Source organism: Nostoc sp. (genome assembly GCF_036917375.1).
Lineage (GTDB): Bacteria > Cyanobacteriota > Cyanobacteriia > Cyanobacteriales > Nostocaceae > Nostoc.
On the sequence record NZ_JBALDN010000005.1, the window covers coordinates 121974 to 140875 of the forward strand.

Consider the following 18902-nt stretch of genomic DNA (forward strand, 5'->3'; position numbering starts at 1 on the left):
TCACTTGTACATTGTTAGAGATATTTTAACAATAATTCAAACTTGCTCAAATATTGCTGAAATTCATGCCTTAACTGGCTTTTAACTTCAAACTTTTTGTCCAAAAGTCAATAGTTTAGCTATTTAATTTACAAACAATAACAATTCGTAAAATTTATGGTTTGGTTGTATGTAGCTGATGTCCCAACTTTTACTGCGATTACTCATGAATATTTATGTCATATTTCAATTTTTGCAAGAAAAACGCTGTAGAGAATATGACTTATTTTAAAATTTGATGAGATATAAAGGAAAACTTATAGGATGTGAGGCAGATTTCACCTTTTGGGCTATAGTTCCAAATGGACAGTTTGAGCCAAAATAATCTGTCAATTGTCGAAGACTATCACTGGGTGCAACGCATGAACTCGTGGCAGAAAAGGGTGTTAGAGAAGCTCCTCCCTCAGAGGTTCCCGATTCTCAGGTGGGTAATGATATTAGTGCTGGTATTAAGCTTGACTAGTTGCGGTGAGAAAGCCGACAGCCAGGAAGTATCTACTGGCTATAAAGAAAACTCTCCAAAGATTTCTCAAATTTCAAAGCAATTTTCGGAAGTTTCTCCTCCATCTGTTATTCAAGAACTGCGTCCAATTTTGGAAGTTTATCAGCCACAAGTGACAATTGTTACTCCAAAATTTGATGAAGTTCTTCAAGACAACAAAGTTACAGCCAGTTTTCAGGTTAAGGATCTACCGATATTTAAAGACCCACAATTACAACTGGGGCCACATTTACACGTAATTCTGGATAATCAACCTTATATACCTGTTTACGACCTGAATCAACCCTTAGTTTTGCCAGACTTGTCTCCAGGTAGTCATACCTTGCGTGTCTTTGCCTCTCGTCCTTGGCATGAAAGCTTTAAGAATGAAGGCGCTTATGCCCAAACAACATTTCACGTCTTCACCAAAACCGACGACAACACCCCAGATCCTAAATTACCCCTGCTGACTTACAGCCGTCCTCAAAGTAGCTACGGGGCAGAACCAATCTTATTGGACTTTTACTTAACTAACGCCCCTCTGCACCTTGTTGGTAAGGAAAACCCCAACGACGAGTTCAGTGATTGGCGCATCCGCTCCACTATTAATGATGAAAGCTTTATTTTCGATCGCTGGCAAGCAGTTTACCTTAAAGGCTTCCGTCCAGGGAAAAACTGGGTAAAGCTAGAATTTCTCGATAATCAGGGAAATGCGGTCAAAAATGCTTTTAATACTACAGTTAGATTGATTGACTACCAGCCAAAGGGTAAAGATACTCTGTCGAGAATTGTCAGAGGAGAACTCACAGCAGATGAGGTACGTGGTATTGTAGACCCGAATTATAAACTTGCACCCACACCCACACCTGTTGAAAAAACACCTCCAACACAGCCCAAGGTAGAAAAACAGCCAATTCCTGAAACTGAAATTCCAGAAAAATCCAAAACACAACCAGAACAACCAAAATTAGAAGTTCCCACGGCTACACCATCTCCCAGCTTGCCACCGACACTACCAGAAATTATTGAGCCTCCAGCACCAGAACCACAGCCGGAGGTAATACCAACTCCCGAATCAACACCGTTACCTGAAAAAGTAACGCCTCAGACAACAAAACCTAGATTTGGTGGATTTTTTAACCGTGGGACTGGCAAAGTTCCCACTCCAGAAGCACCAGTTGTACCATCTCCTAGTTTGCCACCTACGCTACCAGAGATTATTGAGTCTCCTGCACCAGAAATTATTACGCCAACACCAGAACCACAGCCAGAGGTAACGCCAACTCCTGAATCAAAGCCGTTACCCGAAAAAGTTGCGCCTCAGCCAGCAAAATCTAGATTTGGTGGATTTTTTCAACGTCGAACGACCAAGACACCTACTCCCCAAGTAACGGTTGCCCCATCTCCTAGTTTGCCACCAACGCTGCCAGAGATTATTGAATCTCCAGCACCCGAAATTATTATGCCAACACCTCCTTCTACTGAATTACCCGAAAAACAAGTGCAACAGCCATAAAAAACAGGATTTAGTTATACCCTGAAGACTAGTAGAGGCAGCAGAAAAGTGAAATAAATCACTTTTCTTCTGCCTCATCGGACTCAGCAATATGTGTTAGAAAATTTCAAAATTTTTGCTTTTACTGAATAACTGGGAATTCTAAGTAAGCATTGACTCTTATTTTACTTAGGATTAATATGGCTTTCCAAATTCCAGATGCTGATATCGCCGTCGTACAATCGAGCCGAAAAGGCTGGTTATCAAAAATTACCAACGGTCTGAGTATTGGCAACAAAATTAAATTTGGCTACAGTCTTGCTCTCGGTGTGGGAATTGTCGGAACTACAATTGGGTTAGTTTTAGGAGATCGCTATCAGCAACAGGCATTGCAGCAGCAACAAAATGCTTTTAAGGAACTCAATTTGCTCTATCGTCTCCAGACAAGTATCCTGCAAACCCGGACGCACCAGCAGCAACTCATTCCCTTGGTTGGAAATCTAAAGCTGTACAAAGAGGAATATACCCACATTACCAATACACATGCACCTGAAATTAAACAGGTTTGGTTGGAACTAGAAACGTATATAAAAACTGTCGATTATGCGAACCAAAAACACAGTGAGAATATTCCCTTAGTTCTAAAAACTTATGAAGGGATAACACAAACTTATGTGCAGCAACTTGAGGAACTATCTCAACAACTCGATTTATCGATTTTAACTGAGAATAAAATTGCGATCGCACAACAAAGACTGTTGAAGTTTACCAATAGTGAGTTAGCACTTAAGTTTGACAGTATCTCCGATGAACTAGTCACTGTCATCAATGCTTCTTATCAAGAATTACAAGCAGCAACGACAACGTTCAAAACAGCCGCACAAATACGCATTCAAATTATTGTTGCTAGCATTCTGTTGTCAGCAGTAATTGCTACTCTTTTAGCTTTTTTGACAAGTCGAACCATTACCCATCCTGTCGAAGTGCTGACGAATGTGGCGCAGCGAGTCACCAAAGAATCTAACTTTGAGCTGCAAGCACCCGTCATGACCACAGATGAAATTGGTATCCTTGCTACTGCATTTAACCAAGTTTTGCACAGGGTTAAATGCTTGCTGGAAGAACAGCAAGCAGCTGCCTTTCGTCAGCAGCAAATGCAAGAAGCACAATTGCTTCAAAGTGAGAAAATGTCTAGTTTAGGACGAATGGTAGCTGGCATTGCCCACGAAATTAATAATCCGGTAAATTTTATCTACGGCAATTTAGATCCTGCTATTGAGCATGTAGACGATTTATTAGCATTGTTACAAACCTATCGCCAAGAAATACCTAATCCACCTCTAGCGGTACAAGACCACGCCACTGAAATTGATGCAGAATTTGTGGAAGAAGATTTACCTAAAGTTTTACAGTCAATGAAGTTCGGTGCCGATCGCGTCCGGCAAATTGTCTTGAGTTTGAAAAACTTCTCTCGTCTAGATGAAGCAGAAGCCCATGCAGTCAATTTGCATGAATGTATTGAGAGTACGCTACTCATCCTCAATAACCAGATCAAAAAAGGCGTTACGATTGAGCGCTGCTACGGTGATATTCCCAATAATATTGAAGGTTTTTCTAGCTCGCTTTACCAAGTGTTCATGAATATTATCAATAATGCGCTTGATGCTGTCGAGGAACAGCACAATATTCAAGACAACCCACGAATTACCATCGCTACCGAACTTCAAGAGAAAAACTGGGTAGTTATCCGTATTGCTGATAACGGTTCTGGTATTGCCCCTGATACTCAAGAGAAAATTTTTGAGATGTTCTTTACCACCAAACCAACAGGCGTTGGCACTGGGATGGGACTTTCGATTAGTCATCAGATTGTTGTCGAAAAACATGGAGGACAACTAATCTGTAAATCTGAGGTGGGTAGTGGTACGGAATTTATCATTTCTCTCCCCGTTCAACAGCAGGATTTAGCCAAAAATACTCAACTGCAACTCTTGTGCTAAAGCCTCAACAAAAACAAGCCCTGCTACCGGATTTCCTACAATATCCAAGGTTGGACTATAACAAGCGATCGCTCCCTCACCTGGTACTATTGCTACAAGCCCACCACCAATCCCTGATTTCATCGGTAAACCAATTCTGACTGCAAACTCGGCAGAAGCTTCATAAAGCCCACAAGTTAACATCACAGCATTGACAATCCGACGGTTTTGTGAAGATAAATAGCTATTTTCATAAGCTAGCAGTTTTCCTAACAAGGCTAAATCTTCAACTTGCCCAGCAATACAACATATTTGCTCATAAGTATCAAGTGCTGTTTCAATATTTTCTAAATGACCCGCTTGGGCGAGATAATTAGCGATCGCTTTATTAGCCGTTGAGCGGCTTAATCGCACTGAAGCTAGCATCTCCTCATCTAACCTGAGTTTACAACCTGCTAATTGGTTGAGCCATTGACAAAATAAAAGAGTGCGTTGATTGGCATCCTTTCCTGGTAATTTATCAGCAAGGGTAATGGCCCCACTATTAATCATGGGGTTGCGAGGATGACCGCGATCGCTAATTAATTGTTCTAAAGAATTGAAGGGTGCATCTGATGGTTCCACCCCAACCCAGCCGAAAATCGTTTCTGCTCCTAGATGTTCGAGCAAATAAAGTAGAGAGAATGTCTTAATGACGCTCATTAGCGGGAAGACACAAGCGGTATCGCCAAAGCTGATATTTTTCCCCGATTCACAGCAGATGTGAACTGCAAACCAACTAGGATCGGCTAAAGCTAATCGCGGAATCCGATCGGCAAATTGTCCTCGTTCAACTTGGGTTTTAGCTAGCTGCACCCAAGCTGATAACTTCGTAGTAGTTAATTTTTCAAGTCTTTTCAAAGTGTAAATAGCAATACGATTCGGTTAAGGAGACGCGATAAATCGCCGTCTTTACAATAGACTTCTTGGCATTTGTCGGGAAAAGGGGAAGGTGGGGCCCCCTCTGGGGGTAAGGGGCGGGGGGGAAGGGGAAAAGGTTCTGCAAAAGTCCCTTTCCCCTTTAACCTTTACCCTTTTCCCCAAGAGTGCAAAAAGCACAAATGCCAAGAGGTCTAATTATTGGCGCGATGGTTTCTGACCAAAGCCATAGCGCAGTGTATGCATAATCCAAGTTTGAAAGTTGTCGATGTAGCTAAATATGACTGGTACTACCACTAGTGTCAACAGAGTGGAAGTTGTAAAACCGCCCATAATGGCAATTCCCATCGGTTGACGAACTTCAGAACCCGCGCCAATTCCCAATGCTAAGGGCAGAATCCCGGCGATCGTTGCCAGAGAAGTCATTAAAATTGGGCGCAGACGCGATACGCCTGATTCAACGAGTGCCTGACGTTGGGTTTTGCCTTCTTGCATATTGATGATTGTATAGTCAACTAACAGAATCGAGTTTTTGGTGACAATCCCCAACAGCAACACAATACCAATCAGGGCATATATTCCCAAGGGTTTTTGAGCAACCATCAACGCTACCAATGCGCCGCCTAAACAAAAGGGTAAGGCTGCCATAATCGATAATGGATGGAGGAAGTTGTTATACAGCAGCACCAGAATTGCATAGATACACATTAATGCCAGCCCCAACGCACCGCCAAAGCGACCAAAAATGTCTTGCATAATTTTGGCGCTACCTGATGGTTGCTGTACTACTCCTGGCGGTAAGTTTTGCATTGCAGGTAGTTTGTTGATTGTCTGGACTGCCTCTCCTAAAGAAAGGCCTTGCAAATTCGCTTCTACAGCTACTTGACGGGCGCGATCGTAACGGTTGATAGTAGCAGGGCCGCTACCAAAACGGATGTCTGCCACTGCTATGAGAGGAACTAATCTCCCATTTTGACTGGGAACTTGCAGATTTGTGATTGTGTTGATATCAGCCCGCGCTTGCGGATCGATTTGCACGCGAATGGGGATTTGGCGATCGCTTAAATTAAATTTCGCCAAGTTGGCCTCATTGTCGCCGATGGTAGCAAGGGATGCAGTCCGAGCGATCGCTTGCACTGTCACCCCCAAATCTGCCGCTCGTTGTGGGTTGGGAATTACCAAAATCTCTGGTTTGACTAAACTTGCTGTAGAAGCCACTTCTACCAATCCAGCGATGGATCGCATCTGCTTTTCTAAAGCATCAGCAGCTTGATTCAAAGCTTCAGGGTTTTCACTTCTGAGGACAATTGATAAGCCTTTACGACTGTCACCTGGTGACTGACTTTGAAAACTAATTCTCGCTCCTGGTATTTGCTCAAAGTTAGGACGTACTTGTTCCTCAAACTGTTTTTGGGAAATATTTCGTTTCTCTTTGGGTTTGAGATTAATCGCAAGGCTGGCAGAATTGATCTCTTCCGTTGCTAGTACGCGTTCAACTACTGGATTTTGGCGGATAATATCAGTTGCTTGTGTGACTACCTTGTTAACGTCTTCTAATGTGGAACCAGGAGGTAATTCTATAGATACGTTGGAAATTCCGAAATCGCCATCATCAACAAAACCCTTGGGAATTAAAGGAACTAGCGTCAGACTGGCAATAAAAAAAGCTAAAGCGATCGCCATTGTTGTCAATCTATGGCGTAATGCCCACTGTAAAAGCAATCTATAAGGTTGAAAGCCTTGATGCTTTTCATCTCCAAGCTTTCTACTTCCGTTCCCACCACCTGGAAGTGTAAATTTAAAATTTAAAATTTTTATTACTCCCCTGCCCCCCTGCCCCTCCTTTAAAAGATACGCCCCCATCATCGGCGTAACCATCCGCGCGACAAGAGTTGAGAAAATTGTGGAAACGGCAACGGTAACGCCAAATGGTTGAAAAAATTGTCCCGGAATCCCACCCATAAAGGCAACAGGCAGAAACACTGCAATAATCGTTGCTGAACTGGCGATTACCGCTAATCCTACTTCGTCGGAAGAGTCAAAAGCAGCTTCCCAAGCTGACTTGCCCATAGCCATGTGGCGTTCCATATTTTCAATTTCGACAACGGCATCATCTACCAAGTTGCCCACTGCCAGCGCTAATGCCAACAAAGTCATGTTGTTGAGGGTGTAACCAAGGGCTTGCTGCACTGCGAAGGTGGGAATTATTGATAGTGGTAAGGCAACAGCGGTAATTAATGTTGCTCGCCAGTCCCGCAAAAACACTAAAATAACGATGACCGCCAGCAGCGAAGCTTGAACCAATTCATCAATGGTGCTTTGGTAAGATTGGCGGACAATATCGGCTCTAGTAAAAATTAAATCCAGTTGGACATCTGGAGGAAGGGTTTTTTCCAGTTGTTTGACTGCTGCTTTCACTCCTTCTTCTACTGTCACCAAAACGCTGCCAGTACTACGTAAGACTTGAAAAGCTACCACAGGTTGATTATTCAAACGGGCGGCTTGGCGCACGTCACCAAATTTATCTTCTACAGTTCCCAGGCTAGATAAAGGTACAGAACCACCTTGTGGTAAAACGATTTCGTAGGTTTTCAAAATATCCACACTGACAGCACTTCCTAAAGTACGGATACTTTGTTCGCTACCACCAACTTCAGCACGTCCGCCAGGTAAGTTAATGTTCAAAGCGCGGATTTGGTCGTTTACCTGAGTGGCAGTGATCGCTAGAGATTGTAGGCGGTCTGGATTAAGATTAATGCGAATTTCTCGGTCAACACCACCCACGCGCTGAATTTGGGCTACACCACGAACTCCCAACAAGGCACGGCTAATAGTTTGGTCTACGAGATTGCTTAATTCTTCTACAGAACGCCGATCTGATTTAACTGCGTAGGTAATCACCGGGCCGCCGGAAAATTCTAAGCGTTCCACAATTGGATCGTTAATATCTTGGGGTAAATCTTGGCGAATTTGAGCGATCGCATTCCGAACATCATTGGTGGCGCGATCGCTATCTGTACCCAAAACAAAATTGATTGTCGTCTTAGAATTCCCATCGCTAACGGTAGAAATCATGTAATCGATATTGCCCAACCCCGCCACAGCATCTTCAATTTTTTTCGTCACTTGGGATTCTAGTTCTGCTGGGCCTGCACCTGGTTGGGTGACTTTGATCGAAACTGTTGGCACATCAATATTTGGGTTAGTATCAATCCCCAAGGATATGAATGAGAACCAACCGACAACTGTCAAAATTAAAAATAAAACTATTGTGGGAACAGGTTTTTTTATCGACCAGGCTGAGATATTAAAAGACATTGGGAAATTTTAGATTTGGGATTTGGGACTTTCCTGCGGAACGCTACGCGTAGCTTGGCTTGCTTCCCCGGAGGGGTACGACTACGCTCAGTCGAACGATTTGGGATTCGACATCTCAGTGCAAGAATTTAGAATCCAGAATTCAGAATTCAGAATCCAGAAAACTTTAATACTCAAGCTTGATAACACACCAATTCGCTCAAGTCGAGAAATCTTGTCAGGACTGCCTTATCAAGTGACTGCTCGACTTCCCGCTAAATCGCCCACTGATTGGATTCAAAATTCTGACTTCTGACTTCTGAATTCTGACTCCTGCTTCAACTTGCAACTCTAACCCCATCGCCATCTTTGAGATAGCCTGCACCATCAACGACAACGCGATCGCCTAACTGTAACCCACTCTTGATTTCCACTGTGTCGTTATTGCCAGGATCTCCTAACTCTACTTTCTGGCTGCGAACTGTATTTTCACCCGATAAGATGAATACAATTACACTTGAGTCAGCTTGGGACTGCACTGCTTTTTGTGGCACCACCATTTTCATCCCTGAGTCAGTAGTAATTGCAGCACTAGCAAACATTCCTGGTTTTAGTAAAGTTGTTGGCGGCAAGTCAATTTTTACTGTCGCTTCCCGTCTTTGATCGTTGAGTTGTGGTTGTATGTCTCTGACTCGTCCTTGCGATCGCACCCGCCGATCGACATCAGAAGTAATTTGCACCGATGCGCCAATTTTCACCTGAGTTAGTTGAGTTTCGGGCACCTTCGCCTGAAGTTCTAGCTTTTCATCTCGGATAATTGAAAATAGCTTTTGTGTGCCACCAATCACAGTTCCCATCTGGGTTTGCGGCGGTACACCAGTGACATCACCGACTCTAGCCAGTTTCTCGGCAATTACTCCCGAAACCGGCGCACGTACTACAGTTTGTCCCAACTGAGTTTGCAGTTGTTGCACTTTAGCAGCACTGCTTTTGACATCAGCTTTGGCTTTGTCGACGATCGCTTGGGCGTTCTTAATATTGGCTTGGGCACTGCCGATATTAGCCTGGGCACTACGTATATTTTCTTGGGATAGGTTCACAACTTCTATGGCAGTTTTCACATTGTAGGAACGAGTATCAAGTTCTTGTTTGCTAATCGTCCCAGAGTCAGCGAGTTGCTGATAGCGCTGATAATTCTTGGCTGCTTCCTCCAACCTTGCCTTAGCTTGAGCTAAATCGGCTCGTTTTTGCTGGACTATTGCTTTATTTGATACCAAATCTGCCTGCTTAGATGCCAAATCGGCTTGTTTGGATGCCACATCTGCTTGTTTCGATTCCACATCTGCTTTTGCTTGGCTAATTTGGTTTTGCAGTATGGAACCATCTAACACCGCCAACACTTGACCTTGTTTGACAAAAGCTCCTTCTTTGACATCTACAGGGATGCTTTTAATTTGTAAACCGTTTGTTTGCGGTAGCACCGGAATTAAATCACTCGCGGCTACAGTCCCAGTAGTTTTGAGTGTACGCACAACACGGGCGGTTTCTACTGTGGCGATAGTAACTGTCATCGCTGGGTTAACTTTTTTATCCGCTACCGCGCTTTGTTGACGGGATGGAAAACGATTTAATACACTCATCCCAACCAAGGCGATCGCAATTCCTAAACCAGTACCCAAGAATAATGGCTTCAACCATACACTGGTTTGCTTTTGATCTGATTTGCTTAAAAAATTCCTATCTTCAGAGGTTATAGCTTCTTCCACCTCAACTTCTGAAAGACTTTCATCGCTCACAGTTTCACCTCTACTTGCTGTTTATACATACCAAACCTTGGTATTTTCTTAAGAAAACTTGAAGTTTATTTACTTCGATATCAACTATGACGTATTTCATAGTGAATGTCTTTGATCTGCAACAGTATATAATACAACTTCTCAACTAAGAGAAATTACTACCAAAAAATGATAATAAATTTTATGTAGATTATGATACAAAAAATTCTCTCATCTCATAGCGCTACTCTATGTCACACACCACCTGTATTGAGATCACTGTCAACCAATGCTTAGATATGAAAAACTGAATATAGCCGATCTAGATTTATCTAATTAGAATCGAAAGTATTTATGTACCTTGGTAGACCAGGAAATTATTTTTTACACGTAATCAATTATTTCTCTAAAGCCTTTGTGTTGCTATGAAGCCATATATCGAGGCATAGATAAAGCTAGCGTCTACAGGTACACGTGAGTTACAAAGGAGCAAACTCCATTGCCTGAAATTCCAGCAAGGGTGGCCTTGATTATGGAATTTTAAAATCAATCAAAATCAATAAAAAATTAGTATTTACCAGAGTTACCAGATATGTTCAATGCCACTGAAATTTTAATTGATGCCTTCGTAAATGAAATTCGAGACGGCTACCGTCGCACTTATGGCTGCTTTAAAAATGATTATCAGGACATTATCGCCTGGGCAGGTAACATGGCTTTGGAAAATATTGCCAATAGTGATGCTCTTTACCACAATGTTGAACACACTGTCTTAGTCACCCTGGTGGGACAAGAAATTTTACGTGGCAAACACATCAGGGAAGGCGGTGTTTCTAGTGAAGACTGGTTGCATTGTATTATTTCTTTAGTCAGTCATGATATTGGCTACGTTAAAGGAGTTTGCCGACAAGACCGAGAAACAGCAAACTTATATGCCACAGGTAAAAATGGCAGAATGATTTCTGTGGCTGCTGGCGCTTCTGATGCCAGTCTGACGCCGTATCATGTTGATAGAGCCAAGCTGTTTATTGATGAACGGTTTGGAGGTCACAAGTTAATCGATGCTGAGGCAATTAAGAGCAATATTGAATTGACTCGATTTCCCGTGCCGGCGGCGGAAGATCATCAAGATACAAAGTGCTTTGCAGGATTAGTCCGTGCTGCTGATTTGATTGGTCAACTAAGCGATCCGCGTTACCTGAAGAAAATTACATCTTTATTTTACGAATTTGAAGAAACTGGCGTAAATAAAGTTTTGGGCTATAAAACCCCTGCCGATTTGCGTAACAACTACGCTAAGTTTTACTGGAATGGCGTATACCCCTATATCCAAGAAGGACTGCATTACCTATCATTGACACAACAAGGAAAACAAATTCTTGCTAATCTCTACTCAAACGTGTTTGTTGTGGAACATGAAAAACAACAGGAAGAACAGCAACGGTATTTAGAGAAGTTAGCAGTTAAGAGTTAAGAGAGACGCGATTAACCCTTGTCTGTACAGGAGTTAGGAGTTGAAAATTATTAATCATGAGTTATGAATTAAGATAAAAGCTTAATAACTCATAACTCGTAACTTATAACTCCTAACTACTATGGATTGGTGGCGACGACTTAAGAAAAATCCTTTGGCACGATTTGGGGCAATTTTACTGTTAATTTTCTATATAGGAGTAATTGCAGCTGATTTCGTAGCTCCTTATGACCCCTATGCCTCACAGCCTAATGGTTCACTGCTGCCACCAACGAAGATACATTGGGTTTCTCAGTCAGGGCAGTTTATTGGGCCTTATGTTTATCCGACGACTCAGGGAGATACGAATTTAGATACAGGCGATCGCCAACTCATTGTAGACTCGAAAAAGCCTTCGCCTCTGCGTCTATTTGTCTCCGGGCCAGAATACCGATTGTTGCAGATGAGTTTGCCACTACCGCCTACGTGGGATGAAGTCACAATCTTTAGTGGTATCCCCTTAAATTGGCATTTATTTGGCACAACAACTGGCGCAAAAGTCAATATTTTGGGTACTGATGACCAAGGCCGCGACCAATTTAGTCGCCTGCTGCATGGCGGTCGCATCAGTATGTTTATCGGGATTTTTGGCATTATCATTACCTATCCCCTCGGTTTACTTATCGGGGGAATTTCCGGCTATTTTGGCGGTGTGACTGATAGCGTGATTATGCGCTTGGCAGAAGTGCTAATGACTTTCCCTAGTATTTATCTTTTGGTAACATTGGGGGCAGTCTTACCAGCGGGTTTAAGTAGTACCCAGCGCTTTTTGCTCATTGTGGTGATTACTTCGGTGATTAGCTGGGCTGGTTTAGCACGGGTCATTCGGGGACAGGTACTATCAATTAAAGAGCGAGAATTTGTTCAAGCCTCGCGTGCAATGGGCGGAAACCCAATTTATATCATCGTCCGCCACGTTTTACCGCAAACGGCTAGTTATGTAGTTATCTCTGCAACTCTTGCAATTCCCAGCTTTATTGGTGCAGAGGCGATACTAAGTCTCATCGGCTTGGGTATTCAACAACCAGACCCTTCTTGGGGAAATATGCTTTCTCTGGCTAGTAATGCTTCAATTTTGGTGTTGCAACCTTGGTTAATTTGGCCGCCAGCTGTGCTAATTATTCTCACAGTGCTGGCATTTAATTTACTCGGTGATGGACTGAGAGATGCACTCGATCCTCGTAGTTTGAGGAGATAAGCGTTTAGAATAGCAAATGGTGTCGCCGAAATAGCAAATGCGATCGCTGAAATAGCAAATGCGAATGCCGAAATAACAAATGCGAACTCCGAAATAACAAATGCGATCGCTGAAATAGCAAATGCGTACTCCGAAGTAACAAATGCGTACTCCGAAATAACAAATGCGATCGCCAAAATAACAAATGCGTAGGCGCAGCCAGCCGTAGGCATCGCTCTACTCTACTGCTGCAAAACCCAACGGCGAAAAAGTTCTACCATAATCCGCCAGCTTCCCAGAGTTCTTGTAACTAGCGGCATCGAGCCGAGATGGCTGCAAAAACGCAAATAGAGGCTGAAAAAGCTTGTCCTATATTCTTAACTTTAATAATTTCGTTACTTTTTTCTAGAATAAAGTACTCCAATGCTTGACTTTAAACTCGAACCTTCAGAATTTAGTGATTATAATTTTGAAGAATTGTATGAGGAGCTTAGTAAAATTTCTGATAATTTTATTTTAGAAATCCCCTGTTATTCAATTAACTCATCTCAGTATAATACAGACTTAGCTTACGATTATCTCTGGGCATCATTTGTGATAGAAAGTATAGGTGAATTTTGTGAAAAGATATCCTTTCAAGTAAATTATGAGGAGATGCCAGTTAAAATTTGTTGTGATTTTAAACCCAAAAACTTAATTGAGTTAACTAAAGTACTGTTTTTGCTTTTACCGACATTTGATGATGACTATGATTTTGAGAATGATGAGCGTGTGCCATTAATGTATGAGGAATTTCAAAATACTTTAGAAAAGCGTAGACTTTATTGTCCAGATATAGCTGACTCCTATATAGCTAATTTTGTGGCTGGTATATATTCTCTATATGAAGAGGAAGAGGAAGAAGAACAAGAAAAACTTATAGAAGAGGTATATAATAAACATCCTGAGTGGAGATATAGTTTCTGGCGTTCATACTGGAGTAATAATGTTGGGTTTGATTTATATGTATCTTCAGATAGTTGGATAACTCCTGTAAATGTAAATGTTAGTGATTTACTTAAACAAAAAGGTGGTTTTTACTATCGATTACCTACAATGCTTGAAGCACAAAAAATATCATTTTTAAATCAAGACCCAATTGTTTTTAATGAATCAAGTATAATTCTATATCCTAAAAATAAAATCGATAACGCACAAATATGCTCAAAAGAAATTTGGGCTAAAAATTATGGATACCAATCTCAAAATAGTGATTTAATCGTTACATATAATAATTTTAATAATCGTAGTTTAATAAATAAAATATTTTTGTCTCAAGAAGGAGAAATTATTATAGCTTATGACAAAGTTGCTCAATACATTATTTTCAATAATAATTTAGATAAAGTGAGTAAAGAAACAATAAATAAGTATTTAGATATAACTATTAATTTTACTGGAAGTGCCAAAAATTTGTTAGGAATATCAAGTAAAATTGCTTGCAATTGGCATGAACTAGATGATGAAAAATTTGAAGAGCTTTGCTATGACATTATTCTTTGCCGTTATCAACCTTATAAAATTGTGAAAATGGGAAAGTCGCGCTCTCGTGATGGCGGTAGAGATATAGAATTTACAACATTTCCACGTACTGGCAAAAATAATAAAACTTCAATTAAGTGGATCGTACAATGTAAGCTAATCAAAGATGGAAGTTCACTCACGGGTAAAAAAGTTGAAGTAGCCGATACAGTTGCCCAGTATGGTGCAGACGGTTTCTGTGTTATGACTAGCGGGGTTATTGATAGTACGTTACATGATAAATTAGAAGGAATTGCTCGCAATAGAGATATTGAGATAGATGAGTGGTCTAGGCTAGAAATAGAACGCTTTTTAGCAAAGCATCCAGAAATTCGAGATAGATACTTCGGTCAAAACTTGTAATTTAATAGGCTGTATCGCACTACAGTTTTACTCACGTCATGAAAACTCCATTTTCCGTCCCTGAAGCGATCGCTGTTACGGGTTAATCGGGGGTTGAATGACTTACATTCGTAGCTTTCACTCTAATGTCGTCTAAAGCGCTTTTGCCGACGTTTGAGTAGCATCCATACAAGAACTTACGCGGTGCTTATGCTGCTTGTAGCCGTTTCAATTCTTGTATCAACGCAAGACATTGTTTACTAGCGTCTCTAGCTTGCCGCATTAAATCAAGTCCTTCTTTTCGATCTACTTTAGAAACTTCTACTGACTGATTGCTTAATTGAGCGGCTTTTAGGCTGAGTTCTTTTATTTTGGCTTTGAGTGCTTCATGCTCTACTGTTGATGGCATCTTAGGTCATTTACGGAGCAGTCATAACTGGCAGTATTTGGCAATTCCTCAAATTACAACAACAAACATTGACCATTGATTTAAGCGAATATTATCTCAAAGATGTAAATAAAATTCTGGGGATTTTAGCCAGTGGTATTTCTCAAGAAATTTAATACCGAATTCGCGGATCTACATAAGCATTTAAAATATCAATTAAAATGCTGGCGCTGACAACGATCGCACCAAAAAATACCAGCACTCCCTGGACTGTGGGATAATCGCGATCGGCGATCGCTTGATACAATCGATTAGCTAGCCCAGGCCAAGAAAATGTTACCTCTGTCAAAATCGCTCCACCCAACAGAGATGCAAAGGTTAATCCCAAGACTGTAATCACTGGAATTAGCGCATTTTTTAAAGCGTGGGAAGCTAAAATCTTATTTTCACCAATACCTCTAGCTCTAGCGGCTTCTACATAATCTGCTTGCAAGGTTTGCTTTAAATTCACTCGCACAATTCGCTCAAAAATCCCACTGAGCAAAATTCCTAATGTGAGACTTGGTAGAGCCAGATGATGCAAAGATGTGAAAAACTGAGTGAAATTTCCACCGAGTAAGCTATCAATTGTATACAATCCAGTGACAGTAGTCGGAGCCGGCAAATTGGGCGGAAAGCGATTGGAATTAGGAAACCAACCCAATTGGACTGAGAAAATCAACTGCAAAAGCATTCCCGCCCAAAACATAGGGAGTGCGTAAGTGATGATACCAAATAAACGCCCGCCGACATCGAAATATGTCCCAGGACGAGAAGCCGAAAGAGTTCCAACCGCAATTCCAACGATGAGTGCAACCGCCATACTACATACTGCTAACTCCACCGTCGCCGGGAAATATTGGCCAATTATGTCCCAAACATTTTGTCCGCGACTCATTAAAGAGGTTCCCAAGTCAAAGCGTAGTATGCTTCCCAAATAATTTAGATACTGTAGCCACAGAGGAAGGTTTAAACCAAGTTGTTTTCGCAATTCTTCTTTAGCTGCTTCTGGCGCACGTCCACCAAGAATTGCATCTGCTGGATCTCCTGGTGTTGCTCTTAGTAAAAGAAATACAATGGTGATAATCGTTAATAGCTGAAGTGGCGCAAGAAGCAGCCGAGAAACAATGTAATATTGTAAAGCTTTAGAACGAGACATAAGCAATTCAAAGTTTAAAATTAAAAATGCAGTTTTTGTAATTATCTTAGCTATTAACTAAAAATGTATTGAACATGAAAGATTTTATTGAATAGTCAAAAGTCAATAGTCAACAGTTATTACTAATGACTAATAACTTTTGACCAATGACTACTTTTTAAGTGTCTGGTAAACCAAAATTTGGGTAGGGTTAAGTTTTACGCCATTAACACCATTTCGGGCAAATACATAGTCTTTGTTTTGCCATAAGGGAACGTAAGGTACATCAGTAGTAACTTGCGTTTGAATTTCGTTAAAAATTTTCTGACGCGCTTCGGGGTTTTGTTCTTTGCGTTGCCCATCAATCAATTTATTTATGGCTTCGTTATAGTAGAACGAACCCTGAGTTTGACTCCCTCCATCTTCGCATCCTTTAGCAATTGAACCTTTGTCACAAGATAAAAATGGCTGGACGTAATTATCTGGATCTAAAAAGTCTGGATACCAATCAAGTAAAGCTGCCGGATACAAACCCTTGGCAATGTCTTTAAAGAAGGCAGGCCCTTCCGCTTGGGTAACTTCAAATTGGAGTATTCCATCCATTTTGACATCGACAAGAGATTTGAGTGTCTGTGCTGCCAAACTCCGAGTAGGTGAACTAGAAGGATACCAAACTTGCACTTTTGCAGGATTTTCTTTGGAGAAGCCAGCAGTAGTTAATAATTTTTTAGCTTGATCGAAGTTAGCATCGCCATATTTATCTTTGAATAATGGCACAGAAACTTTAAATGTTGTGGGAATCATGCTATATAGCGGATCTGCTTGACCAAGTAACACTCGCTCGTTTAAAAGTGGACGGTCAATGATGGATGCGATCGCTTGTCTTACCTCTAATTTATCTAAAGGCTTTTGATTCCGGTTTAATACCAAATAACTTACTACACTACCTTCAGCTGCGATCGCTTGCCAATCCCCTTTTTTACCACCTTCTTCCAAACTCCGATTTTGATCTGGTTGCAGCGACAGATAAGCTACATCCACTGCACCTGTACGAAAAGCATTAAACAAATTAACCGGACTAGTTTGAATTTGGAGATTAACACCCTTGTTAACTGGTTTTTCTCCCCAATATTTATCAAACGCATCAAATCGGATGGAATCAGTACCATACTGTCCTAATTTGTAAGGGCCAGTTCCCACAAAAATATTCGGCTTGAATTTACCAGCACCGACTTCGTAAGCTTTTGGAGAAACGGCACACACCCCAGGAAACGCCAGCAGTGAGGGAAACGCTGCAAAGGCCTTTTTCAGCTTGATGGTTAACTCATACTCGCTTGTCGGTTTTATCGAATCTACTATATCAGCTAGTAAAAATGAGGGTTTTCCTTTATTTTCAATAAAGCGCTGAATGGTAAAGGCCATTGCTTGAGCATTGAAGGGAGTACCATCATGAAAAACTACTCCCTGGCGTAAGGGGATGGTATAAGTTAAGCCGTCTTGACTAACTTTGGGTAATGCTGTAGCTAGTTGGGGTTTAATTTCGGTGCTTCCTGGTTCGTAATTATAGAGGCGATCGCTCATATTAAACACCAAACCTAAAGATGCTAACTCATAAGCATCAGCCGGATCGAGAGTTCTTGGTTTTGCTGTTGTACCGATAGTAATCCGACCATCACCTGTAGGGGTATTTACAGAACCAGATGGCGGCGTAGTTGACTGCGGACGAGGAGCGCAACTAACAACTAAAAATAAACATAGACAGAACAAAGATAGGAATTGTGTAATCCGACCCCACCGTTTCACGGACAAGGAAAACCAAGTCATGGCAGTAATATATTTGATATCAGCGGTCAGCAATTTTACTACATTTGTGACTCTTATGCTGAATCTTCACAATTTATAGCAGTTTTTGTTTCGATGGAATACTCAGTAGCCATCTAAATCACAAATTTGTGGCGGATACACAACTTCATCATTAAGTTTATTGCTACTGTGCGATGTCTACACCTATGCACTATTTGGTTACAAAAAATCATTGATAAAATACATAATGTTAAATTTAAGATTTGTTAAGTATTGAAAAGTTTTTATTTAATTAAAATTTTCAACATTGGTTAAATTTGTCTTAAATTCATAGTTACTGGAAAAATAGGTCTTGGTAAGGTTTCACCTTAGCCCAAGTAGTGTACGTTGAGATTTTACCTGTTGCTGCTTGGTAACAGATACCGATAGAGCAGTTTATCGTCAAGATTGGCTGTATTGTCAAAAAGAAGAGTGTTTGAACATCAGCGACTAAAGCGATCGCGATATTGTTAACAGCAGATTGAAAGTCTAATAGTGAGACTAAGACCGTGAAGTATTTCTTTCTATCTGAGGGATGGGCAGTTGCAAGAGTTTGGGCATCTGATGGACTCTGGCAAATAACTGCATGGCGACGCCAACCAGATATTCAGCGAATGAATATTTGTTTAGTCGAAGAAAATGAATTGTTGTGGCTTTATCGAGTTGAAGAAGCCGTTTTAACCGTGGAAGTGAAGCCAACAACACCAGTAATTGGCAGTCAGACCATCGGTCAAGTAGTACTCAAGCGTCTGATGAGCGCCGAACAAGTAATCGAACGCCTGGGTACAGCTGAAGCCAAGTGTCAACTGCAAAATATCCACTTGGTGGTTCAGTAGATATCAGGAATGGGGCATGAGAGGCAGAGGGGCAGAGGGGATAAAACTTACTAAAACTTCTCTGCTCCCCTTCTCCCCACTCT

General features: G+C 41.3%; 12 protein-coding genes. 6 read left to right on the plus strand and 6 right to left on the minus strand.

Going from position 1 to position 18902, the window contains the following annotated elements; all coding sequences use genetic code 11:
- The first annotated feature begins 401 nt into the window (after nt 1-401).
- Nucleotides 402-2036: a hypothetical protein gene (locus tag V7K45_RS01730; protein WP_334999826.1), complete on the plus strand. Its 1635-nt coding sequence runs from the start codon at nt 402-404 to the stop codon at nt 2034-2036.
- Between the two features lie 179 nt (nt 2037-2215).
- Nucleotides 2216-4015 (plus strand): ATP-binding protein, encoded by a 1800-nt coding sequence (locus tag V7K45_RS01735; RefSeq protein ID WP_334999759.1) that lies wholly within the window; start codon nt 2216-2218, stop codon nt 4013-4015.
- Here the strand turns inward: V7K45_RS01735 and glsA are convergent.
- From glsA to V7K45_RS01750, 3 genes are all read right to left on the minus strand, one after another.
- Entirely contained in the window at nt 3980-4894 is a 915-nt protein-coding gene (gene glsA / locus V7K45_RS01740) for a glutaminase A (RefSeq protein ID WP_334999761.1), read from the minus strand. The genes V7K45_RS01735 and glsA overlap by 36 nt on opposite strands.
- A 216-nt stretch (nt 4895-5110) precedes the next feature.
- The gene (locus tag V7K45_RS01745; RefSeq protein WP_334999763.1) at nt 5111-8230 is read right to left on the minus strand and encodes an efflux RND transporter permease subunit; all 3120 of its coding nucleotides are present in this window, start codon (nt 8228-8230) and stop codon (nt 5111-5113) included.
- Between the two features lie 317 nt (nt 8231-8547).
- Nucleotides 8548-10005: an efflux RND transporter periplasmic adaptor subunit gene (locus V7K45_RS01750; protein WP_334999765.1), complete on the minus strand. Its 1458-nt coding sequence runs from the start codon at nt 10003-10005 to the stop codon at nt 8548-8550.
- A 571-nt stretch (nt 10006-10576) separates the two neighbouring features.
- Here V7K45_RS01750 and V7K45_RS01755 point away from each other — a divergent pair.
- The 3 genes from V7K45_RS01755 to V7K45_RS01765 all read left to right on the plus strand — a co-directional run bounded on the left by V7K45_RS01755 (nt 10577) and on the right by V7K45_RS01765 (nt 14597).
- Nucleotides 10577-11458 carry an Npun_R2479 family HD domain-containing metalloprotein gene (locus tag V7K45_RS01755; RefSeq protein WP_334999767.1) on the plus strand — a complete coding sequence of 294 codons (882 nt, stop codon included), beginning with the start codon at nt 10577-10579 and terminating at the stop codon, nt 11456-11458.
- A gap of 121 nt (nt 11459-11579) precedes the next feature.
- On the plus strand, nt 11580-12695 hold the full coding sequence (locus V7K45_RS01760) for an ABC transporter permease (RefSeq protein ID WP_334999768.1): 1116 nt from the start codon (nt 11580-11582) through the stop codon (nt 12693-12695).
- A 402-nt stretch (nt 12696-13097) separates the two neighbouring features.
- A complete protein-coding gene (locus V7K45_RS01765) occupies nt 13098-14597 on the plus strand; it encodes a hypothetical protein (RefSeq protein WP_334999769.1) in 1500 nt (499 codons plus the stop codon).
- A 187-nt stretch (nt 14598-14784) separates the two neighbouring features.
- Here the strand turns inward: V7K45_RS01765 and V7K45_RS01770 are convergent, their stop codons facing one another.
- The 3 genes from V7K45_RS01770 to V7K45_RS01780 all read right to left on the minus strand — a co-directional run bounded on the left by V7K45_RS01770 (nt 14785) and on the right by V7K45_RS01780 (nt 17965).
- Nucleotides 14785-14985: a hypothetical protein gene (locus V7K45_RS01770; RefSeq protein WP_334999771.1), complete on the minus strand. Its 201-nt coding sequence runs from the start codon at nt 14983-14985 to the stop codon at nt 14785-14787.
- A 151-nt stretch (nt 14986-15136) separates the two neighbouring features.
- Nucleotides 15137-16162, minus strand: coding sequence for an ABC transporter permease (locus V7K45_RS01775; protein WP_118169532.1), 1026 nt, complete (start codon nt 16160-16162; stop codon nt 15137-15139).
- Nucleotides 16163-16312: 150 nt separating this feature from the next.
- Nucleotides 16313-17965: an ABC transporter substrate-binding protein gene (locus tag V7K45_RS01780; protein WP_334999828.1), complete on the minus strand. Its 1653-nt coding sequence runs from the start codon at nt 17963-17965 to the stop codon at nt 16313-16315.
- Nucleotides 17966-18492: 527 nt separating this feature from the next.
- Between V7K45_RS01780 and V7K45_RS01785 the strand changes: the two genes are divergently transcribed.
- The gene (locus V7K45_RS01785) at nt 18493-18819 is read left to right on the plus strand and encodes a hypothetical protein (protein ID WP_289795423.1); all 327 of its coding nucleotides are present in this window, start codon (nt 18493-18495) and stop codon (nt 18817-18819) included.
- Nucleotides 18820-18902: the final 83 nt, after the last annotated feature.

What these genes read in the sequence shown, in the direction of transcription:
- V7K45_RS01780 (WP_334999828.1), bottom strand. Translation starts at nt 17,965, where the DNA reads ATGACTTGGTTTTCCTTGTCCGTGAAACGGTGGGGTCGGATTACACAA.
- V7K45_RS01775 (WP_118169532.1), bottom strand. Translation starts at nt 16,162, where the DNA reads ATGTCTCGTTCTAAAGCTTTACAATATTACATTGTTTCTCGGCTGCTT.
- V7K45_RS01770 (WP_334999771.1), bottom strand. Translation starts at nt 14,985, where the DNA reads ATGCCATCAACAGTAGAGCATGAAGCACTCAAAGCCAAAATAAAAGAA.
- V7K45_RS01730 (WP_334999826.1), top strand. Translation starts at nt 402, where the DNA reads ATGAACTCGTGGCAGAAAAGGGTGTTAGAGAAGCTCCTCCCTCAGAGG.
- V7K45_RS01765 (WP_334999769.1), top strand. Translation starts at nt 13,098, where the DNA reads ATGCTTGACTTTAAACTCGAACCTTCAGAATTTAGTGATTATAATTTT.
- V7K45_RS01755 (WP_334999767.1), top strand. Translation starts at nt 10,577, where the DNA reads ATGTTCAATGCCACTGAAATTTTAATTGATGCCTTCGTAAATGAAATT.
- V7K45_RS01760 (WP_334999768.1), top strand. Translation starts at nt 11,580, where the DNA reads ATGGATTGGTGGCGACGACTTAAGAAAAATCCTTTGGCACGATTTGGG.
- V7K45_RS01745 (WP_334999763.1), bottom strand. Translation starts at nt 8,230, where the DNA reads ATGTCTTTTAATATCTCAGCCTGGTCGATAAAAAAACCTGTTCCCACA.
- V7K45_RS01735 (WP_334999759.1), top strand. Translation starts at nt 2,216, where the DNA reads ATGGCTTTCCAAATTCCAGATGCTGATATCGCCGTCGTACAATCGAGC.